This window comes from Kushneria konosiri (assembly GCF_002155145.1).
GTDB lineage: Bacteria > Pseudomonadota > Gammaproteobacteria > Pseudomonadales > Halomonadaceae > Kushneria > Kushneria konosiri.
Genome location: NZ_CP021323.1, coordinates 3527249 through 3548449, shown reverse-complemented (window position 1 = coordinate 3548449; position 21201 = coordinate 3527249). Strand labels below are relative to the sequence as shown.

The window sequence follows — 21201 nt, the reverse complement described above, 5'->3', positions numbered from 1 at the left end:
AAGCGGCTCAAGCGAAACAGGATATGTCCATGGATACTACGCAAGCGGTGCGTGAATTGCAGCGCTATCTCGATCGGATGCCAGCATGAATCATGTCCGACCGGGCAGCGCCTGGCGCAGCGTACTTCCGATCAACGGCGCCCAGGGGAGGGCGTTCATCACCGACAGGGTATCGCGCACGCCGGGCACGCCGCTTAGAAAGCGGATCAGCCGATCGGTAGGGGCGTTTTCGAACAGCAGCCGATAGAACTCGGGGGCACGCTCGGGATGGCGTGCCAGCGTGCTCATGAAGATGCGATCCAGGTGTGGCAGTATCCGCCCGGGTTGGGCACCCATCGGTGGCTCGCCCCTGATCAATGCCGCGGCGCACTCATCGGCCCAGCGCTGAATGGCGTGAAAGGCGTAGCCGGTGGCCGCGCGCATGGCACCGCCGTAGGCGCCGGTCACGACCATTGAGCGACCATGGGTACGCGTCGGTGGTGCCATGGGCAGGGTGCCGGTCTCGCGACGAAGCGCCTGCCAGCGCCCGGCCCCAAGGCGGGTGTGCAGATGCTCTTCCAGCTTTCGCTCAAGGATGGTCGGGCTGGTGGGTGGCCGGCCAAAGCGGGTCCACTCGAAAAGGGCCTGATCCGGTGCATAGGGCAGCACATAGAGAAAATCGATGCCGGTCTGCGGATCATCATTGACACGAAAATCCATCAGTTCAGCGCGCTGGGGGAGATTATCGGCCTGTACGTTGATGCCGGCGAAATCCTGCCAAAGCCACGGCGCGGCGAGCGGTTTCGGATGTGGACGCGAGTCCACCCCGAAGCGGGCCTGAACCTTTTTGCCACTTTCCAGCGTTACCGTCACACCATCCCTGCGGTCCTCGACATCGACTGCATGGGCCTGAAACCTTTTAATGGATGGGTGTGCCTCAACGGCGGCCAGCGTTCGGCCATAGAAGCGTTCGGCCTCGAGCATTTCATAGGGATAGCGCCGGCTTTCAACCGTGGTGCGGGCCTGATCGGTATGAAGGGTCAGCTCATGCCAGCGGGCGCGAACATCCTCCTGAAAGGGATGCGAGTTGACCGGCCAGCCGCACCAGGTGCGATCATTGGTGTAATCACTGCGCGGATCGATGATCAGGGTACGCGGCGCATCATCATGCTGTGCGAGTCGATAGGCAAGGCTCAGCCCGGCGCAGCCGCCGCCGAGAATGATGAGATCAACGGCATCAGCACTCATGAATCACTGGACGCGTGGGCGCCAGGCAGGTCGGCAATGTGGCGATGCAGCGACGCATCGTGGCTGTCGCGGTGGCTGGCGCTGATGGCACCGCGGCCACCGAGGCGGCGGGCGGCGATCCATGCCTTGCCCGGCAGCGAGACGTGGACGCGCCCCTGCCACCAAGCCAGACGTTCGTGGCGCAGGCGCAGGCCGATGGCACGATAGACGTCTGCGGCCACAGCGATGGCCCGTCGGTTTTTGCCCGGGATGCGGTCAAAGCCGTCGGCGGCGCTGGCGTAATAGGCCTCGGCCCGCGTCAGCAGACGATCGATGGCGCGAGCCACCGTTTCGCGCTGGTGATGGTCGGCATGAATAATCTCTTCAGGCGATAGATGATCCACCCAGTCGGCCGGCAGGTAACGGCGGCCCATGTCGGCATCTTCTCGCACATCGCGGGCAATGTTGGTCATCTGCATGGCCAGCCCCAGATCGATGCCGTGCGGGATGGCGCTGTCATCGGCGCCCACCACCGGACACATCAGTACCCCCACGGCCCCGGCGACACCGTAGCAGTAGCGCATCAGTTCACGTTCATCGCGGATCAGCGCCGGGGTGCGAACGTCCTCGATCAGCGCATCGATCAGCGCCACGGCAGCGCGCGTATCCAGCCCGCGCCGCGTCTGTAGATCGATCAGCACATGAGTGAGCGGATCACGGCCGCTGCCGGCCAGAAGCTCGCGGCGAACGCTCATCAGACGCGCATGGGCGTTGGCATTCTCGGCATCGGTCGGCATGTCCTGATCGGCCAGGTCATCCAGCTCCCGACAGACCATATATAAAAGCGCCGCGTCGTGGGCATCGTCTCGCTCCATGAAATAGCTGGCGAAGCGAAACGACTTGCCGTGTCTGGCCAGAATGGCCTCGGCACTGGCGTGCTGGGCGGACTGCGTCATGCGTCGGCGTCCGGCAGCAGGTGATCGACCACTTTGGCGCTGGAGAGCACACCCGGCAGTCCTGCGCCCGGGTGGGTTCCGGCACCGGTGAGATAGAGGTTTTCCAGCACTTCACTCTTGTTGTGAAAGCGAAACCAGGCCGACTGGCGGAAGATGGGCGCGATCGAAAAGCCGGTGCCGTGCATGGACAGGTAGCGGTCGCTGAAATCCTGCGGGGTCATGTGAAAGCGGGTGACGATCGATTCGCGAAAGCCCGGCATCGTGGTGCGGTCGAGCGCATCGATAATGGCATCGCCGAGTCTGTCGCCTTCGCGTGACCAGTCCACGTCGCCCTGCAGGTTTGGCACCGGGGCAAGAATATAAAATGAATCGCAGCCAGGCGGTGCAAAGGAGGGGTCGGTCGCGGTCGGACGATGCGCATACAGCGAGAAATCATTGGCCAGCACGCGGTGCTCGAAGATGTCTTCCAAAAGCTCACGATAGCGCTGGCCCATCCAGATGGTGTGATGCTCGGCTTCGGGAAACTGTCGATTGGTGCCGACATAAAGCACAAAAAGGCCCATCGAATATTTGGCGCCGGCCAGCTTGAGTTTCGCGCTGGTCGAGACCTGATCGACCATGTGGGTATAGAGATGCGCGGCGTCGGCGTTGCTGATGACGGCCTCCGCCGGCAGCTTTTCGCCGCTTTCAAGCTCGACGCCGTTGGCACGGCCGTGCTCGCTCAGAATGCGCTTGACCGTGGTGCCGGTCTCGATGGTGATGCCGACATCGCGCATCAGCTTCTCGAGTGCTGCCACCAGCGCGCCGGTGCCGCCGATGGGAAAGTGCACTCCCCACTTGCGCTCGAGCCAGGGGATCAGTCCATAGATGCTGGTGGTTCGAAACGGATTGCCGCCAACGAGCAGTGGCGGAATCGAAAAGGCCTGACGCAGGCGGTCATCCTCGATATGGGCACAGACCATCTGCCATACCGAGCGATAGCTTTTCAGCTTCAAAAGCGCCGGAATCTGCGCGGCCATGGTCGAGAACTGGTGAAAGGGGCGATCGGCAAGCTGTTCAAAGCCGATCTCGAAGATCTCCTTCGAGGTTTTCAAAAGGTTTTGATAGCCCTGAACATCGCGTTCATTGAAACGTCGAATGCTGGCCAGCGTCGCCGACATGTCAGTGCCGTAATCGAAGGTGCGCCCATCCTGGAAATAAAACTGATACCAGATATCGAGTGCGACCATCTCGACATAGTCCTCCAAACGCTTGCCGAAAAGCTCAAAGAGCTCCTCGAACAGAAAGGGTGCCGTGATGACGGTGGGGCCGGCATCAAAGCGAAAGCCCTGATCGGTAAAGACCTGAGCCCGGCCGCCGAGCGATTCACAGCGCTCGATGAGGGTGACGTCATATCCCTTCTTGCGCGCGCGCAGGGCAGCGGCCATGCCGCCAAAGCCTCCGCCAATGACCAGAGCACGACTCATGAGCGGCCACCCGTGAGGCTGATCAGCTTATCCTCGAGCCGATAGGCTTCCTCGATCAGGGCCTGTCCGCAGCCGTCTGGCAGGGTGTCTGCCAGCTGGCGGGTGCGACCCAGTTGGTGACGGCCGTAATCCAGCGCCGACGCCATGGGGGTGGTATCGCCACGGTTGCCCAGTGCGTGCAGCATGTTGCAGGCCCCTTGCTGTTGATCGGTCATGTCGCTGTCAAAATCCTCGATGTCATCGATAAGCTGGTAGATCGTGGCAAAGGTCAGCGCCGCTTCCCGAGCGTTTGGAATGGCGCTGTCATGGCCGGTCAGCAACAGCGGCGCCTCAAGCGAGAGCGCAAACAGCGGGCCGGATTTGCCGCAGGCAGCCTGGCTGCACTGCTCGAAGTCGGGCTCGGGGCCCATCGCCAGGCTGAAGCATTCGGCCTGGCCGTGAATGGTGGTCTGGACGTGATGATGCACGCAGGACAGCAGCACTGGCAGACGTTCGGCATGAGGGCTCAGCCCGCTCATCAGTCCGTAGGCGGCGGAAATGAACAGATCGCCCAGACAGATCGCGACCCCTTCATTCCAGACGCGCCAGACGCTTCTCTGGCCGCGCCGCATGCTGTCATGGTCGAGCACGTCGTCGTGGATGAGGGATGCGTTGTGTAAAAGCTCGCTGATGCAGGCACAGATCAGCGCCTGCTCATGGGCAATCCCCAATGCCCGACCGGTGTGATAACCCAGCCGGGCACGCAGATAGCCACCGGCGGCAGTCAGGTGGTGATTGATGGCATCACGAATCATGCCCTGGCGGTCGTCATCCTTGAGCGCCTGCGTCAGGGTGGTGTGAATGTCATGATTGAGAGAAGCGTATGGGGCGTCCTCTACGGAGTGGCGTTCGACGATCGGAGACGTCAGGCCGGTCATGAATTTCTCCTTGTCTGACGCGCGATTGCGACCGACATCCATGGTTGTGGTCACCTGGCACTTGCGTGTAAACGCCAGGTCATTCATTGATACAGGGCAATAAAAAGGGTTACTTCAAAATAGCTGAAAAGCAATGCGCCTGTCATGGCCGCTGAAAAGGGTAGACGGACTACCTTCGGTTTGCAGGCCACAATAATCCTGCAAGGGATGGTGGCGCGGTTCGAGGTGGCTTGCCAGGCTCAGACACATCTTTGATGACAGGGTCTGATGGGCCCGATCGCACAGGAGGCAAGGATGGCCAACCCCACGCTTTTGATTACAGGTGCGTCTACCGGCATCGGTGAGGCCAGTGCTCGCCATGCTGCGCAGGCTGGCTACAATGTGGCCCTGGCGGCGCGCAGTACCAAACGTCTTGAAACGCTGGCCGAATCGCTTGAGCAGGACTACGGCGTAAAGGCCGCGGCCTTCACCTGCAACGTGCAGTCCTGGGAGGCGCAGGCGCAGCTGGTGGCCGCGGTGGTTGAACGCTTCGGCAGTCTGGATGCCGTGTTTGCCAATGCCGGGCGAGGCCTCGAGGGGCGCGGCTACGGCGGCAGCGACCCGGAAGAGTGGCGAGAGGTACTCTTGACCAATGTGCTGGGCCCGGCACTGACGGTCCGTGCCGCCATGGCCGAGCTTAAAAAAAGCCGGGGGCATGTGCTGATCACGGGGTCCGTTGCCGGGCGCCGTGTCATGCCGGGTTCCTTTTACGGCGCCACCAAAAGCGCTGTGCAGAGCATGGCCTACAATCTTCGCGAAGAGCTAAAGGGCAGCGGCATGCGAGTCACACTGATTGAGCCGGGCATGGTGGATACGCCCTTTTTCGATGAACCCCAGGAAAATGCCCTGACGCCGGACGATATTGCCCGTTCAGTAGTCTTTGCACTGACCCAGCCAAAACACGTGGAAGTGCACGACATGTGTATTCTTCCGACCCCGCCGATCGAGGAGTGATCCTCTTTTCTTCCAAGGGGAGAGGACGGGGCAGGAAAGACATGAAAAAGGGGCGCCTGATGGCGCCCCTTTTTGTGCTCGGATTTTTACCCGAGTCATATTTACCCACATCATGCCTTCATGGTGATGGCTGGCGCTTACAGCAGGGCGTCGAGCTTTTCCTTGAGCATGGCATTGACCTGAGGTGGGTTGGCCGTACCGCGCGAGGCCTTCATGACCTGGCCGACGAAAAAGCCGATCATCTTGCCGCGCTTGTCCTCGGTGGCTTCACGGTATTGGGTCACCTGCACCGGGTTATCGGCAATCACCTGATCGCACAGGGATTCAATCGCACCGGTGTCGGTGACCTGCTTGAGGCCACGGGCGTCGATGATCTCATCGGCCGTCTCGCCCTTGCATTCCCACAAATCGGCAAAGACCTGCTTGGCGGCCTTGCCGTTGATGGTGTCATCGGCCAGACGCATGAGCAGCCCACCAAGCTGCTCGGCGCTGACCGGGCTTTCGGTGATGTCGAGCCCGTCACGATTGAGTCGACCCAGCAGGTCACCCTGAACCCAGTTGGCTGCGAGCTTGGCATCGCCGCAATGCTGTTGTACGGCTTCGAAATATTCGGCCAGCGCTCGCGAGCCGGTCAACACGTCGGCGTCGTAGGTGGACAGACCAAGCGATTCGACAAAGCGCTGACGCTTCTCGCTCGGCAGTTCCGGCAGCAGTGAACGCTGATGCTCGACATAGGCTTCATCCAGCATCAGAGGCAACAGATCGGGGCAGGGGAAGTAACGATAGTCGTTGGCTTCTTCCTTGGTCCGCATCGAACGGGTTTCGTCCAGATCCGGATTGTAGAGACGGGTTTCCTGAATGACGACGCCCCCTTCCTCGAGTATTTCGCTCTGGCGCTCGATCTCAAACGCGATGGCGCGCTCCACGAAGCGGAAGGAGTTGACGTTTTTGATCTCGGCACGGGTGCCCAGCTTTTCCTGACCCTTCGGGCGCAGCGAGACGTTGACGTCGCAGCGCATCGAGCCCTCTGCCATGTTGCCATCCGAAATGCCCAGATAAGTCACGATGGCGTGAATGGCGCGAATATAGGCAGAAGCCTCTTCGGCACTGTGCATGTCGGGCTCGGAGACAATTTCCAGAAGCGGCGTGCCGGCCCGGTTAAGATCAATGCCGGTCATGCCGCTGTAGTCTTCATGCAGCGACTTGCCGGCATCTTCCTCAAGGTGGGCATGATGGATGCGCACCGTCTTGACCGTACCATCGCCCAGGGTGATGTCGACTTCGCCGCGGCCGACCACCGGATGGGCCATCTGACTGGTCTGGTAGCCCTTGGGAAGGTCCGGGTAAAAATAGTTCTTGCGCTCGAACACCGAGTATTCAGGGATCTCGGCATTGATGGCCAGGCCAAAGCGCACTGCCATGGCCACGGCGTTTTCGTTGAGCACCGGCAGCGTGCCCGGCAGTCCGAGGTCGATGCCGCAGGCCTGGGTATTGGGCTCGGCGCCAAAAGCGGTCGAGGCGCCGGAAAAGATTTTCGAGCAGGTCGAAAGCTGCACGTGGACTTCAAGCCCGATCACGACTTCCCACTGCATGTTGTTACTCCTTGATCTCGGGCCGGCGCTGATGCCAGTCCGTGGCCTGCTGATAGACATGCGCCACGTTGAGAAGATGGGCCTCGCCGAAATGCGGTCCCAGAATCTGAAGGCCTACCGGACGATTGTCGACCAGACCGGCCGGCACGCTGATGCCGGGAATGCCGGCCAGGTTGATGGCGATGGTGTAGATGTCCTGCAGATACATCTGCACCGGATCGGCCTTGGCCCCCAGCTCGAAGGCCGTGGTCGGCGCAGCCGGCCCCATGAGGACATCCACGCGGGTAAAGGCATCAAGAAAATCCTGGCGGATCAGGCGGCGAATCTGCTGTGCCTTGCGATAGTAGGCATCGAAAAAGCCTTCCGAGAGGGTATGCGTGCCGATCAGGATGCGGCGCTTGACTTCGTCCCCAAAGCCTTCGGCGCGAGTGCGCTTGTAGAGGTCTTCAAGATCTGCCGGGTCATCGCAGCGGTGACCAAAACGTACGCCGTCAAAGCGGGACAGGTTGGAAGAGGCCTCGGCCGGGGCAATGACGTAATAGGCCGGAATCGCCATGCTGGTATGCGGCAGGCTGACATCAATGACCTGAGCGCCGAGGGACTCGTAGACCCGGACCGCCTCACGTACCGCTGTCTCGACCTCGGGGGACAGGCCTTCACCGAAATACTCCACCGGCAGACCGATCTTGAGACCGTTGAGCGGCTTGTCCAGCCCCTGGGTGTAGTCGGGCACATGGCGCGACACGCTTGTGGAGTCGCGTGCGTCATGGCCGGCCATGGCGTTCATCAGCATGGCGCAGTCTTCGGCCGTGCGGGCCATGGGGCCGGCCTGATCAAGGCTCGAGGCATAGGCGATCATGCCGTAGCGTGAAACCCGCCCGTAGGTCGGCTTGAGACCGGTAATGCCACAAAAGGCTGCCGGCTGGCGGATCGACCCCCCGGTATCGGTGCCCAGCGCGGCCGGAACGAGACCAGCCGCCACGGCAGCGGCACTGCCGCCCGAGGAGCCGCCGGGAACCAGTGTCGGGTTCCAGGGGTTCTTGACCGGGCCGTAATAGCTGTTTTCGTTGGAAGAGCCCATGGCGAACTCGTCCATGTTGGTCTTGCCAAGGCTGACCGTGCCGGCGTGGCGAAGCTTTTCCACCACGGTGGCGTTATAGGGGGCGATAAAGTTGTCCAGCATCTTCGAGCCGGCACTGGTGCGCACGCCCTCGGTGCAGAAAATGTCCTTGTAGGCCAGCGGCAGGCCGCTGAGGATGCCGGCCTCGCCCTTTTGGCGCAGGGCATCGGCTGCATCGGCTTCCTTGAGCGCCTGCTCGCCGGTGACCGTGATAAAGCTGTTGAGCGCGCCGTCATGGCGCTTGATGCGCTCAAGCAGCGAACTCGTCAGTTCACGACTGGAAAAGTCACCGGCAGCCAGGCCGCGGGCCAGTTCGGCAAGTGTCTTGTCATGCATGGGGGCTTTTAACTCCTTGGCTGCCCGGGGTCGGGGCAGTGTCTCTGATCTGTCGCATGTCAGGCCGGTCAGGGTGTCAGTCGATCACTCAACCACACGCGGCACCAGATAAAGGCCGTCTGCCGTGGCCGGGGCGATCTTCTGAAAGCTGTCGCGGCGGTTGGCTTCGATCGCCTCGTCAGCGCGCAGCGGCTGGGTGGCATCCAGCGGGTGGGACAGCGGGGCGACGCCTTCGGTGTCGATCTCGGAAAGCCGGTCGACCATCTCGAGAATGCGAGACAGATCGTCGACATAGCGTTCCGCCTGGGCATCACTCACGCCCAGACGGGCCAGATGCGCTGCGCGCAGAACATTGGCGTGTTCAATAGCCATGGCGGTTCTACCTTTGAACAATGCAGGGTTGAATGGCAAAAGTGTGACCGTCCAACTTCTCGTCGGGCTGCATAAAACCAACAAAAAGAAGGGAGGCCACGTGGTAGGAAGAAGGTATCATAAGCAGCGACAGCATGGCAGGCGGGCTGCTTGCCGCATCATGACGGCGATGATACCGTTTGCATCCGCACAAGTTCCGGTCTGGCCCAGGTGAAAGACTTTCATGTTTAAACGTTTACGGGGGTTGTTTTCCAGTGATCTGTCGATCGATCTGGGAACGGCCAATACTCTGATTTATGTACGTGGTCGCGGTATCGTGCTTGATGAACCCTCGGTCGTGGCCATCCGCCAGTCCGGCAGCATGAGAAGCGTGGCCGCTGTTGGCCTTGATGCCAAACGGATGCTGGGACGTACACCCGGTAACATCACGGCCATTCGTCCGATGAAGGACGGCGTCATTGCCGACTTCACCGTCACCGAGCAGATGCTCCAGTATTTTATTCGAAAGGTGCATCAAAGCACCTTTTTGACGCCCAGCCCTCGTGTTCTGGTCTGCGTTCCCTGCATGTCGACGCAGGTTGAGCGCCGCGCGATCAAGGAATCCGCCGAAGGGGCGGGTGCCCGCGAAGTCTTTTTGATCGAAGAGCCCATGGCGGCCGCTATCGGCGCCGGCCTTCCGGTCGAGGAAGCCACCGGTTCCATGGTGGTCGACATCGGTGGCGGCACCACCGAAATTGCCATCATTTCGCTGTCCGGTGTGGTCTATTCCGAATCCGTGCGGGTGGGCGGTGACCGCTTCGATGAAGCCATCACGGCCTACGTGCGCCGCCATTACGGCAGCCTGATCGGCGAGGCCACGGCCGAGCGCATCAAGGAAGAGATCGGCTGTGCCTGGCCCGGTGGCGAGCTTCGTGAAATCGATGTTCGTGGGCGCAATCTTGCCGAAGGCGTGCCACGCAGCTTCACCCTGAACTCCAACGAGATTCTGGATGCCCTGCAGGAGCCGCTGGCTTCGATCGTGGCCGTGGTCAAGAGCGCACTGGAGCAGTCGCCCCCGGAGCTTGCCTCCGACATTGCCGATCGTGGTCTGGTGATTACCGGCGGTGGCGGTCTTTTGCGTGATATCGACAAGCTGATTGCCGAAGAGACCGGTCTGCCGGTCATTATCGCCGAGGACCCGCTGACCTGTGTGGCCCGTGGTGGTGGCAAGGCGCTTGAAATGATCGATCAGCACACCTTCGAACTGCTGTCTACCGACTGATGTCAGCGGCAGCCGGCGCGCCTTGCGCCGGCTGCATACGGTTCGCGGGAGGAAGGCCTATCAAACCGCTTTTTTCGCACGGTCCCATTCCCGGTTACCGAATGATTCTGTGCGTCATTCTGGCGTCTTTTCTCATGTTTGCCGACCAGCGCATGAGCTGGATGGATGACGTGCGTGCCCAGATTTCCACCGTGGTCGCCCCGGTACAGTGGGTGGTCAGCCTGCCGGCACGAGGGTTGAGTCTGGCCTCTCTGGCACTGAGTGATCAGACCCGGCTGGTCAATGACAATCGCCGACTTCGCGAGCGTCTTCTGACTCTCTCACAGCGCGTTCAGCGCATGGCCAGTCTTTCCGAGGAAAACATTCGCCTGCGTGAGCTTTTGAAGGCCGCGCCGCGTCAGGAAATTCCCTGGCTGACGGCGGGACTCTTGACGCTCGACAATGATCCCTTTCTGCAGCAGATGATTCTTGACCGCGGCCAGCAAAGCGGCGTGTATAGCGGCCAGCCGGTGGTGGATTCGGCGGGGCTGGTCGGCCAGATCATTTCGGTCTCGCGCTACTCGAGTCGAGTGCTTCTGATCACCGATGCCAGTCATTCGGTGCCTGTCCAGGTCAATCGCAATGGCCTGCGCTTTATCGCGCGCGGTGCCGGCCAGCCCGATCATCTGACGCTGGATAACGTGCCCAACAACACCGATATTCGCGAGGGTGACCTGCTGGTGACTTCGGGTCTGACCGGACGTTTTCCGGAAGGTTATCCGGTGGCGCGCGTCAGCCGGATTGTGCGCAATGCCGGCACACCCTTTGCAACAGTGGATGTCAGACCCGTCGCGCAGCTTGATCGCAGCCGCAATTTCCTGTTGCTGTTTACCCACGATCAGCTCAAGCCCACCCGTGAGCGGCTGAGTCCTGAAGCCGTCGATGCGGCCCTTCAAGTGGTTCGCCCCGATCGTCAGGAGACGCGTCAATGAGAGGCTATTCGGCGGTTATCCCACTGTCCTTTCTGTGTGGTTTGATTCTTCAGGTCATGCCTTTGCCTGAAGAGTGGCTTTTATGGCGACCCAACTGGGTGGGACTGATCCTGATTTACTGGTGCATCATCACGCCATATCGGGTGGGGGTCTTTCACGGCTTTCTGGTCGGGATGCTGATTGATCTACTACAGGGCACGCCGCTGGGTGAGAACGCGCTGCTGTATGCCGCCATTGCCTTTCTGACGCTGCTTTTGTACCAGCGCATGCGTATTTATGCGCTATGGCGACAGGCCATGCTGGTCACGGTCGTGCTGGCATTGATGCAGCTTTTCGAGCAGTGGCTGCGGGCTATTTTACTGGGGGCGCCGCTTCATCTCGAGTTTGTTTATGCCGCGCTTCTGGGTGGCATACTATGGCCCTGGCTGTTTACCCTGATGCAGATCGTACGACGACGCTTTGCCTCCTTTTGATTTTCCGTTCGCTTTTGCCAGACCTGATGCCGTTCGGTGAATCGGGGCGCCCCTTGCAGCCCTTTTTTCGGATATCCCATACGCATGTCATCGCCTGATCTGATTCTTGCTTCGGCGTCCCCAAGGCGCCTTGAACTGCTCTCGACCATTGGGGTGTCCGCGCGCGCCTGCCCGGTGGATCTGGATGAAACGCCGCAACCCGGTGAGCCTGTCGTCGATTATGTGGTGCGCCTGGCCCGTGCCAAGGCACTGGCGGGTCAGCATTTGACGGGCACGTCACTGCCTGTGCTCGGGGGCGATACCGCGCTGTCGCTGGATGGACAGATCCTGGGCAAGCCGGTCGATGATGAGCAGGCCCGGTCATGGCTTGGACAACTGTCCGGCCGCTCGCATCAGGTGATCAGCGCCGTGGCCGTGATCGGGCCTGCCGGGCTTTTCGAGGCCTGCGTGACCAGCGACGTTCATTTTCGCCTGATGCATGAGCACGAAATCAGCGCGTATGTTGGCAGTGGTGAGGGCCGCGACAAGGCTGGCGGTTACGCACTTCAGGGCGGGGCAGCGATGTTTGTCTCGCGTATTGAGGGCAGCTGGTCGGGTATTGTCGGTCTGCCGCTATGCGAAACGGCGCAACTGCTTGCCCGACAGGGCGTGACGCCCTGGCTTGTCAGCGAGAATGGCGAACAGGAGGGGCGTTGTGAGCGGTGAAATCCTGATCAACATGACGCCCATGGAAACCCGGGTGGCCGTGGTCGAAAATGGCGTGCTGCAGGAGGCCTGGATCGAGCGAGACCAGTGCCGGGGCATTGTCAGCAATATCTATATGGGCAAGGTCGTCCGGGTACTGCCGGGAATGCAGGCAGCCTTTGTCGACATTGGTCAGAGCCGAACGGCCTTTATTCACGCCCATGAACTGATGCCTGCCGGCCACCCCGGCCAGGAGGCCGCGCCGATTCGAACGCTGGTGCATGAAGGGCAGGCGCTGGTGGTGCAGGTCATCAAGGATCCCATGGGGACCAAGGGGGCGCGTCTGACGACGCAGCTCTCCATTCCCTCGCGCTATCTGGTGTATATGCCGGGAGCAGCATATACCGGTGTTTCCCAGCGTATCGAGGACGACGCGGAACGCGAACGTCTTCGCGAGATGGTCAATGCTCAGGCCGGGGCGCGGGATGGGCTTGTCGGTGGCTTCATCATTCGTACGGCGGCCGAAGGGGTCGATGAGCAGTCGCTGGCCGCTGACATGCAGTTTCTGCTCAGGTTGTGGCGCAAGATCGATGTGGCACGTCGGGCCACAAAGGCACCGGCCGTGCTTTACGAAGATCTGGCATTACCGACCCGCACGCTTCGCGATGTCATGCGTGAAGGAATCGAGCGCATCCGGATTGATTCGCGGGAAAATCATGATCGACTGCGAGAGTTTGCTCGAGAGCTGATGCCGGCGCTGGAGTCCTGCATCGAATATTATCCGGGCGAGCGACCCATCTTTGACCTCTTTTCGGTCGAGGATGAGCTGCAGCGCGCGCTGGAGCGCCGTGCCGATCTCAAGTCCGGCGGCTATCTGATCATCGACCAGACCGAGGCGATGACCACCATTGACGTCAATACCGGCGCCTTTGTGGGACATCGCAATCTTGAAGAGACCATTTTCAAGACCAATCTGGAAGCGGCCACGGCGATCGCTCGACAGCTTCGACTGCGCAACCTTGGCGGCATCATCATTATCGATTTCATCGATATGCTCGACAGCGACCATCAGCGCCAGGTTCTACGGGTGCTGGAAAAGGCGCTTGAACGCGATTATGCGCGGACCCGACTGTCCGGCGTCACCGAGCTGGGGCTGGTGCAGATGACGCGCAAGCGGACCCGAGAGAGCCTGGAGCATGTGCTCTGCCAGCCGTGTCCTGTCTGCAAGGGACGTGGCACGCTCAAGACCCCGGAGACCGTCTGCTATGAGATCTTCCGCGAAATCATGCGAGAGGAGCGGGCCTATTCGCCGGATACCTATCTGGTCATGGCCGCCCAGAGCGTGGTAGACAGACTGCATGAAGAGGAGTCGACGGCGGTGGCTGATCTGGAAAGTTTTATTGGCAAGACCATCCGCTTTCAGGTGGAACAGCATTATTGTCAGGAGCAGTACGACATCGTACTGATGTGATCATGTCTTCGCTTCGAATCCTGACGCGCTGGCTGCTGACCCTGCTGGCGATCATTTTACTGCTGCTGGCGGTGTTGACCACGTCGCTGCGCCTTGGTGTGCTCAACCAGCCTGGCCTGCAGCAGCAGGTCCTCGAACTGCTGGATCTACCGGCGCAATACCATGTGCGCTGGCAGGACCTGCGTGTCGAGCTTGAGGGGCGCGACCTGGTAGTGTCGCTGAACAACCTCGCCCTGAATGGCGACGAGGGGACACGCTCGCTGGTATCGCTGGGGGCACTCGATGCGCACCTTGATGTCTTCGACCTGCTGGCCGGGCAGAGCCTGAAACTGTCTTCGCTTCGCGCGCGCGATGCCACGCTCGATCTCTACGAGACTGCGCCAGGGCAGTGGGGATGGGGGCCTTCCCGAAAGGATAATAACGATCAGCCCTTCGAGTTTACGCCCGAGCGCGTAACGACGTGGGTCGAGGCACTGATGCAGCAATCGGCCGATCTTGAAAATGGCCGTATCAACTTTCATCCCCGCCCGCCAAAGGGGGCTTCAGATGATCAGGCCTCGGATGAGGCGCCGGCCAGGCATCCTTCGCTGTTGCTCGACCGGGTGGCCGTTGGCGAGGCTGGAAGCGGTTCGAAAACGGTGCTGGTTTCGGCGCGCTGGGAGGATGCCAATGATGCCGGCTTCAGGCTGGCGGGTCGCTTCGATCATCTCTCCCCGCTTGATGGACAGCTTCAGATCAAGGTCGAGGCTGACCAGGCCCGTCGTCTGGCAAGCCTCTGGGATGGGCTCTGGCCGAATTATGACGTCGAAAATGCCCGCGGTCAGGCATCCCTCTGGGCAGGCTGGCAAAAGGGCGACATGACGTCTGCTCGGCTATCGCTCAACGTGCCCGAGCTCTCCGGTACTCACCGTGGCTCGGCCTTTACTCTCAATGACATGATGCTGGAAGCCGGCGTCAAACGCACTCCGGAGGGGCGCTGGCACGGTGGTGTCGAACAACTTGGGCTTGCGCGTGACGGGCAGGCGCTGTCGCTGCTGCCCAAGGAAATCGAGCTTGACGCTGCAGGTGATTTTGCCGATTTCAGCGTCACTACCACGCCTCTGGCGCTCGACGATATCTCGGCCATTTCGGATCTTTTGCCACTGCCGGACGGAGAAAGCCGCCGGATGCTGGCAGGCATGGCGCTCAAGGGGCGTGTAGAAGGTGTCTCCCTTCGCCGTCGTGAAGGAGGCCCCATCGAAACGCGCGCGGCGCTCAAGAACGTTTCGGGGCAGCCCGTACAGCAGATTCCCGGTTTTGGGCCGGTCGACGGCTGGTTGACGGCCGAGGGGCTTGATACGCAGGTGCAGTTCGGTGCGCAAGAGACCGTTTTGAATCTGCCGGAGGTCTTTCTGACGCCATGGACGCTTGAAAACGTCAGCGGACGGCTTTTCTTCAATGTCGGCGATGATGGCGAGATTCGCTTTGGCGGTCGCGACATCAAGCTGGAGCATCGTGGTGCCCAGGCACAGGGAGACTTCGCCCTGACGGCACCGCCGGGTAAGCCCGAGCATTTTGACATGAATGTTGCCTTTGAAGATGTGTCTGCCGACAAGCCAAGAGAGTGGCTGCCCGTGCGCGCCATTGATGACCCCGAGGTACGGGTCTGGCTGGACAAGCGCATTCACCGCGCCGACATTCCGAAGGGAAATGTGGCGCTGCGACTGGTGTTCAATGATGACCGACCCGATGCGCCCGAGGAAGACAAGGTCAAACTGTCGGTTGAGGCGCGCAATGTCAGCATGACCTGGCAGGAGGGCTGGCCGCCGGTCACTGCCCTTGATGGTCGTTTCACGATGTCGGGCAACAATTTCGATGCCGACATTACCCATGCCAATCTGATGGGCATGGTATCGCGCGGGGCGAAGGCTGCACTGCATGATCAGCAGTTTACGCTCTCTGCGCTGGTCACCGGCGATGCCGGGAATCTGCTGTCGCTGCTACAGAAGGCCCCGCTTGAAGATCAGTCCCTGAGCGAGACGCTCAACACCTGGCGTACCAGCGGCAGTTTGATCGGCTCGGTCAATGTGTCTCTCCCGACCACAAACCCCGAGGCGGTCACCATTGATGGTGATGCCCTGTTAAACGGCGGTACGCTGTACTCGAGGGAGTCGGATCTGACCGTAACCGATGTCGAAGGCCACGCCCATTACGGCTATCGTCATCAGCAAAGCACCATTACCGGGACGCTGGATGCTCGCGTCTTTGACGGGCCGGTCAGGGCGCGCCTGCATTTGATGGACGGCGGAATCGATATTTCGGGACACGGCTACGCAGAAGGGGTGGCCGGCTGGCTGGGGCTTGAGAATATCATTCCCATCGTTCACGGCCCGATCGACTATACCGCGCAGATCACGCTGGGCGACGGCGGCGCGCAAATCCATGTGCAGACGCCGCTGAAAGGGCTGTCACTGCAGCTGCCCCAGCCCTTTCAAAAATCCCCCGATACTACACTGCCGCTGACGCTTGATGTTGATGTGGGTAGTGGTGCCGGCGAGCTGAAAGTGGGTGATCTTGTGCGCGCGCGCTGGCGTCACAACAGCCATCAGGGCCAGGTCTGGCTGGAGCGGATGCCGCCCGAGGGGATCGACTGGCCCGATCAGGAGCACTGGCAGGTCAACTGGCATGCCGATCGACTGGATCTGGTGGCCTGGCAGCTGGCCATCTCACAGCTTTCCGATACCGCCGATGACAACAGTCGCCGTCGGCGTCCGGATGCGCCATCACAGAAGATTTCGCCCATCGAACGCATTTCGGTCGATACCGACTGTGTCCTGTTCGGGGTGACCTGTCTGGGCAGTGCCCGTGGGCTGGGGGTCGTACGGGGCAATGACTGGCACGCCAGTGTAGAGAGCTCCTTTCTAAGCGGTACGGCGGACTGGCGTGACAATCCGGCGCTACCGGTGGCCGTTCATATCGACTGGCTGGATCTGACGCCCTTGATCACCGAGGCCAAACGCACCAGCGAGACGTCCGGTGGTTCAGGAAAGGCCGTTGACAAGGCGTTGACGGCCTATCCGGAAGGGCTGGCGAGCTTGGGAGATGGCGAGTTTGATGTTGATCAGGTGCGACTCGATGGGCGCACACTGGGCAGTCTTTCCGGCCGCTGGCACTCCGATGATCAGCGCATCGATATTTCGCCGCTGCGCATTCGCATGAGCGATCTTGATGCCGATGGAGAGCTGGTGTGGGAAGAGGCCGGTGGTTTGCCCAGTCTGACGCGCCTTCGTCTTGAGGCCAGTGCAGGAGATCTGGGCAAAACCATGGCATCTCTTGGCATCGAGAACGTATTGCAGACCGATCAGGCCAGCATCCATACGAAGCTGGCCTGGCCGGGGGCGCCCTGGCAATTTGATGTGACAAGCGCTGATGGCAGTATCAACGCAGAGCTCGGCAGTGGGCGGCTGACCTTTGTTCAGTCACGCTGGGCCAATCTGGTGTCACTGCTGAATCTGGATAACCTGATACGACGACTGCAGTTCAATTTTTCGGATGTCACCCGCTCGGGGATTGCCTTTAAATCGGTCAAGGCCCGCGCGACGCTGCATGAGGGCGTCATACGCACGGTGGATCCTGTACTCTTTGATGGGGCTGCCACTCATTTTTCAGTGGCTGGACAGGTGGATATACCCGAACGTACGCTGGATGCCCATCTGGGCGTGACCGTGCCGGTGACCCAGAATCTACCGCTGGCCGCCGTGCTGGTAGGGGCTCCTCAGGTGGGTGGTGTGCTTTATCTATTACACAAGCTGTTCGAGCCCTGGCTGGACCGGGTGTCGCAGGTTCATTATCACGTGGCGGGTCCCTGGGAGACGCCACAGGTCAAGCTGGAGCATACGCGCTGATGACAACGCCATCCCCTTCGAACACTCGATCGAATGAGGCCCGGGCTCTGCTGCTCGAGGCTCACGGGCTAGATGATGCCGCGCTCCATGAAGGGCTTGAAAGCGCCATGGGGCCAGGCATCGATTTTGCCGATATCTTTTTACAGCGCAGCTGGCGCGAGTCCTGGGCGCTGGAAGACGGCGAGGTCAAGGAGGCCGGTTACAGCATCGACAGCGGTCTGGGTATTCGGGCTCAGCACTGCGAGCAGACCGGCTTTGCCTACTCCAATCAGTTGAGTCGTGAAGCCATTGCCAGCACGGCGCATACCGCCTCGCTGATCGTGCGGGCCGGTCAGCGCACAGCGCCGGTCGCAGTCGAGGCGCCGGTGACGGTTGTGCCGCGTTATGACAGCGGTAATCCGCTTGATTCGCTGGGCGCCGACGACAAGGTCGCCATGCTCCAGCGTGCCGATCGGATTGCACGAGCGGCGGACCCAGCCGTGACGCGGGTCAGCGTTTCCCTGAGTGCTTCCTATGACGCGGTGATGGTGCAAAACAGTGATGGCACCCAAGCGATGGATCTGCGCCCGCTGGTCCGCTTCAACGTGTCGGTCATCGCCGCTCGCGGTGGGCGCCGTGAGCGCGGCAGCGCTGGTGGCGGCGGTCGATTCTCGCTGACGCAGTTCGTCAATCAGGATGTGGCCGAGCAGTATGCCAGAGAGGCCGTTCGTCAGGCGCTGGTCAATCTGGAAGCCATCGATGCACCGGCCGGTCAACTGCCGGTGGTGCTGGGCAATGGCTGGCCTGGCGTATTGCTGCATGAGGCGGTAGGACATGGTCTTGAAGGTGACTTCAATCGTCGGGGCAGTTCGGCATTCAGCGGGCGTCTTGGTGAGCAGGTTGCCGCGCGTGGCGTGACCGTGGTGGATGATGCTACCTGCAGCGGCGGTCGAGGATCACTGAGCGTTGATGACGAAGGCACGCCCGGCCAGTATACGCCGCTTATCGAGGACGGCATTCTGACCGGCTACATGCAGGATCGTCTCAATGCGCGCCTGATGGGGATGGCGCCGACCGGCAATGGACGGCGTGAATCCTATGCACATTTGCCCATGCCGCGCATGACCAATACCTATATGCTCGCCGGTAAGCATGATCCCGACGAGATTATCGCCTCGGTGGATCACGGCATTTATGCCTCAAGCTTTGGCGGTGGGCAGGTCGATATCACCTCGGGTCGCTTTGTCTTTTCGGCAAGCGAGGCCTATCTGATCGAGAACGGCAGGATTACCATCCCGGTACGCGGCGCGACATTGATCGGTAATGGCCCCGAGTCGATGGGGCGCATCTCGATGATTGGCAATGATCTGGCACTGGATACCGGGGTGGGCGTCTGTGGCAAGGATGGGCAATCTCTACCGGTGGGCGTTGGTCAGCCCACCCTGAAGCTCGATGTCATGACGGTCGGCGGTACCTCCACTTAAGGCGGCCGACCACGGGGGCGCCTAGAGCCCGGCGGTATCACGAATCAGGCGAAAGAGCTTGCGGGCACTGGCGGGGGGCTTTTGCGCCGCGCGTTCTGTCCGGGCGTTGCGTACCAGCTGGCCCAGCGCCTGACGGTCCACGTCCGGATATTCGTTGACAAAGGCCGTGACGGTATCGTTATCGCCGTCGATCAGGCGGTCACGCCACTGCTCAAGGTGATGAAAGCCCAGCTCGCGCTGACGCTTCTCGCGGGACATGTTATCGAGCTCGGTGCGAATCTCGTCAAGATGCTCGTGACGCATGACCTTGCCCACATACTGCATGTGGCGGCGTCTGGCTTCGCGTGAGGTAATGCGGCGGGTTTCGTCGATGGCAGCCAGCAGATCATCGGACAGGGGCAGGCGCGCACGCTCTGCCTCGGACATGGCGATGATCTGTTCACCCAGCTCCTTGAGGTCCTGCGCTTCCTGTTTCAGGCGGGTCTTGTTGGGGCGGCCATTGTCATGATGAAACTCATCATGCTGGCTATCGGTATCAGACGACGTCTCCTCGATCGAGGACGCGCGTGATTTTTTTCGTGGCGACATGCAAGAGCTCCGGCAAGCGAAGGACAAATGAATAGGGGGGAGAGTATATCAGGCTCGTTCCCCCTCCAGGGCAGACAGGAGAGCGCCATGGCGAGCACACTCGATATAGATGGTCAGCAGGCAGCGCTGGAAACGGCCGTGACGCAGGCACTGGAGCACGCCCGTCGCGCAGGGGCCGATGCCTGCGAGATTGGTGCCAGCGTCCAGCAGGGCATGGAAATCAACGTCCGCAAGGGCAGCGTCGAGACACTGGAAATGGCGCGGGATCAGGGTATTGGCGTCACGCTTTATCTCGGGCAGCGCCGCGCCAGCGTCTCCAGCAGTGACGCGTCCCGGAACTCGCTGATGGAGGCTGTCAAACGGGCACTCGATATTGCCCGCTATACGGCAGAGGACCCGGCGGCCGGGCTGGCCGATCCGGCGCTTCTGACCCGTGAAATGCCTGATATGGGCGTTCATCATCCATGGGCACTGGCGCCCGATGAGGGTGTCGAGCTGGCCAGACGCTGTGAACAGGGCGGCCTTGCCGTTGCAGGCATCGACAGCAGCGATGGCGCCTCGCTCACGACCAGTGAGGGCGTCAGCGTCTATGGCAACAGCCATGGCTTTATGGGGGCGACGCGCGTCAGCCATCATGCGCTTTCGTGCATGATGATTGCCCGCGATGATGCCGGGATGCAGCGTGACCACGATTATACCGTCAGCTGTGATCCCTCGCGTCTCAGGGCGCCCGAATCCGTCGGGCGTGTGGCGGCCGAGCAGGCCATGGCGCGTCTGGGGTCAAGGCCGATGGATACCGGCAGAATGCCGGTACTGTTTACGCCCAACATGGCGCGGTCATTGATCGGGCACCTGCTCAACGCCATTGCCGGAGGCGCCATTTTTCGCGAGTCCTCCTTTCTATGCGATGCGATGGGGGAGTCACTGTTTCCCGAATGGCTGAGTCTTGGTGAGCGCCCGCGCGAATATGGCGCCATTGCCAGCAGTGCCTATGACGATGAGGGGGTTTATACGCGAGACAATGAGTTCATCGTGGACGGGCGTCTGGCCAGCTGGATGCTCTCGAGCTACAGCGCGCGACGACTCGGGCTTGTCACCACCGGCAACTCGGGCGGGGCACGCAATGTACGCCTGCAGGCGCCGTTGACGTCTCACGAGGCGCTGCTGGGCAATATCGAGCGCGGCGTCATGGTCACCGAGCTGATGGGGCAGGGCGTCAATACGGTCACTGGAGACTACTCTCGTGGGGCGGCCGGTTTTCTCATCGAGAAGGGTCGCATTGTGGCGCCGGTGGAAGAGTTCACCATTGCCGGCAATCTGCGCGACATGTTTGGCAATCTCGTGGGGCTGGGAGATGACATCGATCGACGCAGCAGCGTGCATACCGGCAGCTGGCTGATCGACGACATTATGGTGGCCGGCTAGACATGAATGCCTTCAGGGCATGA

At 61.0% G+C, this 21201-nt stretch carries 17 protein-coding genes; 9 read left to right on the top strand and 8 right to left on the bottom strand.

Going from position 1 to position 21201, the window contains the following annotated elements:
- Positions 1 to 90: 90 nt before the first annotated feature.
- From B9G99_RS16470 to B9G99_RS16455, 4 genes are read right to left on the bottom strand one after another with little or no spacing between them, the layout of a single operon-like run.
- Positions 91 to 1227: a lycopene cyclase family protein gene (locus B9G99_RS16470; RefSeq protein ID WP_086623156.1), complete on the bottom strand. Its 1137-nt coding sequence runs from the start codon at positions 1225 to 1227 to the stop codon at positions 91 to 93.
- On the bottom strand, positions 1224 to 2162 hold the full coding sequence (locus tag B9G99_RS16465) for a phytoene/squalene synthase family protein (RefSeq protein ID WP_086623155.1): 939 nt from the start codon (positions 2160 to 2162) through the stop codon (positions 1224 to 1226). Before B9G99_RS16465 ends, B9G99_RS16470 begins: the two co-directional genes overlap by 4 nt.
- Positions 2159 to 3628, bottom strand: a complete 1470-nt coding sequence (gene crtI / locus B9G99_RS16460) for a phytoene desaturase family protein (RefSeq protein WP_086623154.1) — start codon at positions 3626 to 3628, stop codon at positions 2159 to 2161. The genes B9G99_RS16465 and crtI overlap by 4 nt, the downstream gene beginning before the upstream one ends.
- Positions 3625 to 4545: a polyprenyl synthetase family protein gene (locus B9G99_RS16455; RefSeq protein WP_158521531.1), complete on the bottom strand. Its 921-nt coding sequence runs from the start codon at positions 4543 to 4545 to the stop codon at positions 3625 to 3627. The genes crtI and B9G99_RS16455 overlap by 4 nt, the downstream gene beginning before the upstream one ends.
- Positions 4546 to 4839: 294 nt before the next feature.
- Here B9G99_RS16455 and B9G99_RS16450 point away from each other — a divergent pair, with 294 nt between their 5' ends.
- Positions 4840 to 5538, top strand: coding sequence for an SDR family oxidoreductase (locus B9G99_RS16450; RefSeq protein WP_086623152.1), 699 nt, complete (start codon positions 4840 to 4842; stop codon positions 5536 to 5538).
- Between the two features lie 137 nt (positions 5539 to 5675).
- Here B9G99_RS16450 and gatB read toward each other — a convergent pair whose 3' ends face one another.
- The 3 genes from gatB to gatC all read right to left on the bottom strand — a co-directional run bounded on the left by gatB (position 5676) and on the right by gatC (position 8958).
- The gene (gatB, locus tag B9G99_RS16445; RefSeq protein ID WP_086623151.1) at positions 5676 to 7130 is read right to left on the bottom strand and encodes an Asp-tRNA(Asn)/Glu-tRNA(Gln) amidotransferase subunit GatB; all 1455 of its coding nucleotides are present in this window, start codon (positions 7128 to 7130) and stop codon (positions 5676 to 5678) included.
- Between the two features lie 4 nt (positions 7131 to 7134).
- On the bottom strand, positions 7135 to 8586 hold the full coding sequence (gene gatA / locus B9G99_RS16440) for an Asp-tRNA(Asn)/Glu-tRNA(Gln) amidotransferase subunit GatA (RefSeq protein ID WP_086623150.1): 1452 nt from the start codon (positions 8584 to 8586) through the stop codon (positions 7135 to 7137).
- 84 nt (positions 8587 to 8670) lie between these two features.
- Positions 8671 to 8958: an Asp-tRNA(Asn)/Glu-tRNA(Gln) amidotransferase subunit GatC gene (gene gatC, locus B9G99_RS16435; RefSeq protein WP_086623149.1), complete on the bottom strand. Its 288-nt coding sequence runs from the start codon at positions 8956 to 8958 to the stop codon at positions 8671 to 8673.
- Positions 8959 to 9181: 223 nt separating this feature from the next.
- Between gatC and B9G99_RS16430 the strand changes: the two genes are divergently transcribed.
- The 7 genes from B9G99_RS16430 to tldD all read left to right on the top strand — a co-directional run bounded on the left by B9G99_RS16430 (position 9182) and on the right by tldD (position 19165).
- Positions 9182 to 10219, top strand: a complete 1038-nt coding sequence (locus tag B9G99_RS16430; protein WP_086623148.1) for a rod shape-determining protein — start codon at positions 9182 to 9184, stop codon at positions 10217 to 10219.
- Entirely contained in the window at positions 10219 to 11190 is a 972-nt protein-coding gene (mreC, locus tag B9G99_RS16425) for a rod shape-determining protein MreC (RefSeq protein ID WP_086623147.1), read from the top strand. The genes B9G99_RS16430 and mreC overlap by 1 nt, the downstream gene beginning before the upstream one ends.
- Positions 11187 to 11663: a rod shape-determining protein MreD gene (gene mreD / locus B9G99_RS16420; protein WP_086623146.1), complete on the top strand. Its 477-nt coding sequence runs from the start codon at positions 11187 to 11189 to the stop codon at positions 11661 to 11663. The genes mreC and mreD overlap by 4 nt, the downstream gene beginning before the upstream one ends.
- An 84-nt stretch (positions 11664 to 11747) precedes the next feature.
- Positions 11748 to 12368, top strand: a complete 621-nt coding sequence (locus tag B9G99_RS16415; protein WP_086623145.1) for a Maf family protein — start codon at positions 11748 to 11750, stop codon at positions 12366 to 12368.
- Entirely contained in the window at positions 12358 to 13818 is a 1461-nt protein-coding gene (rng, locus tag B9G99_RS16410) for a ribonuclease G (RefSeq protein WP_086623144.1), read from the top strand. Before B9G99_RS16415 ends, rng begins: the two co-directional genes overlap by 11 nt.
- A 2-nt stretch (positions 13819 to 13820) precedes the next feature.
- Positions 13821 to 17702, top strand: a complete 3882-nt coding sequence (locus tag B9G99_RS16405) for a YhdP family phospholipid transporter (protein WP_086623143.1) — start codon at positions 13821 to 13823, stop codon at positions 17700 to 17702.
- On the top strand, positions 17702 to 19165 hold the full coding sequence (tldD, locus tag B9G99_RS16400; protein ID WP_086623142.1) for a metalloprotease TldD: 1464 nt from the start codon (positions 17702 to 17704) through the stop codon (positions 19163 to 19165). The genes B9G99_RS16405 and tldD overlap by 1 nt, the downstream gene beginning before the upstream one ends.
- A gap of 21 nt (positions 19166 to 19186) precedes the next feature.
- Here the strand turns inward: tldD and yjgA are convergent, their stop codons facing one another.
- Positions 19187 to 19753 (bottom strand): ribosome biogenesis factor YjgA, encoded by a 567-nt coding sequence (yjgA, locus tag B9G99_RS16395; protein ID WP_086623141.1) that lies wholly within the window; start codon positions 19751 to 19753, stop codon positions 19187 to 19189.
- Positions 19754 to 19840: 87 nt separating this feature from the next.
- Here yjgA and pmbA point away from each other — a divergent pair, with 87 nt between their 5' ends.
- The gene (pmbA, locus tag B9G99_RS16390; RefSeq protein WP_086623140.1) at positions 19841 to 21178 is read left to right on the top strand and encodes a metalloprotease PmbA; all 1338 of its coding nucleotides are present in this window, start codon (positions 19841 to 19843) and stop codon (positions 21176 to 21178) included.
- Positions 21179 to 21201: the final 23 nt, after the last annotated feature.

Coding starts and splice junctions, on each gene's coding strand:
- B9G99_RS16470 (WP_086623156.1), bottom strand. CDS start 1,227: ATGAGTGCTGATGCCGTTGATCTCATCATTCTCGGCGGCGGCTGCGCC.
- B9G99_RS16465 (WP_086623155.1), bottom strand. CDS start 2,162: ATGACGCAGTCCGCCCAGCACGCCAGTGCCGAGGCCATTCTGGCCAGA.
- crtI (WP_086623154.1), bottom strand. CDS start 3,628: ATGAGTCGTGCTCTGGTCATTGGCGGAGGCTTTGGCGGCATGGCCGCT.
- B9G99_RS16455 (WP_158521531.1), bottom strand. CDS start 4,545: ATGACCGGCCTGACGTCTCCGATCGTCGAACGCCACTCCGTAGAGGAC.
- B9G99_RS16450 (WP_086623152.1), top strand. CDS start 4,840: ATGGCCAACCCCACGCTTTTGATTACAGGTGCGTCTACCGGCATCGGT.
- gatB (WP_086623151.1), bottom strand. CDS start 7,130: ATGCAGTGGGAAGTCGTGATCGGGCTTGAAGTCCACGTGCAGCTTTCG.
- gatA (WP_086623150.1), bottom strand. CDS start 8,586: ATGCATGACAAGACACTTGCCGAACTGGCCCGCGGCCTGGCTGCCGGT.
- gatC (WP_086623149.1), bottom strand. CDS start 8,958: ATGGCTATTGAACACGCCAATGTTCTGCGCGCAGCGCATCTGGCCCGT.
- B9G99_RS16430 (WP_086623148.1), top strand. CDS start 9,182: ATGTTTAAACGTTTACGGGGGTTGTTTTCCAGTGATCTGTCGATCGAT.
- mreC (WP_086623147.1), top strand. CDS start 10,219: ATGTCAGCGGCAGCCGGCGCGCCTTGCGCCGGCTGCATACGGTTCGCG.
- mreD (WP_086623146.1), top strand. CDS start 11,187: ATGAGAGGCTATTCGGCGGTTATCCCACTGTCCTTTCTGTGTGGTTTG.
- B9G99_RS16415 (WP_086623145.1), top strand. CDS start 11,748: ATGTCATCGCCTGATCTGATTCTTGCTTCGGCGTCCCCAAGGCGCCTT.
- B9G99_RS16405 (WP_086623143.1), top strand. CDS start 13,821: ATGTCTTCGCTTCGAATCCTGACGCGCTGGCTGCTGACCCTGCTGGCG.
- tldD (WP_086623142.1), top strand. CDS start 17,702: ATGACAACGCCATCCCCTTCGAACACTCGATCGAATGAGGCCCGGGCT.
- yjgA (WP_086623141.1), bottom strand. CDS start 19,753: ATGTCGCCACGAAAAAAATCACGCGCGTCCTCGATCGAGGAGACGTCG.
- pmbA (WP_086623140.1), top strand. CDS start 19,841: ATGGCGAGCACACTCGATATAGATGGTCAGCAGGCAGCGCTGGAAACG.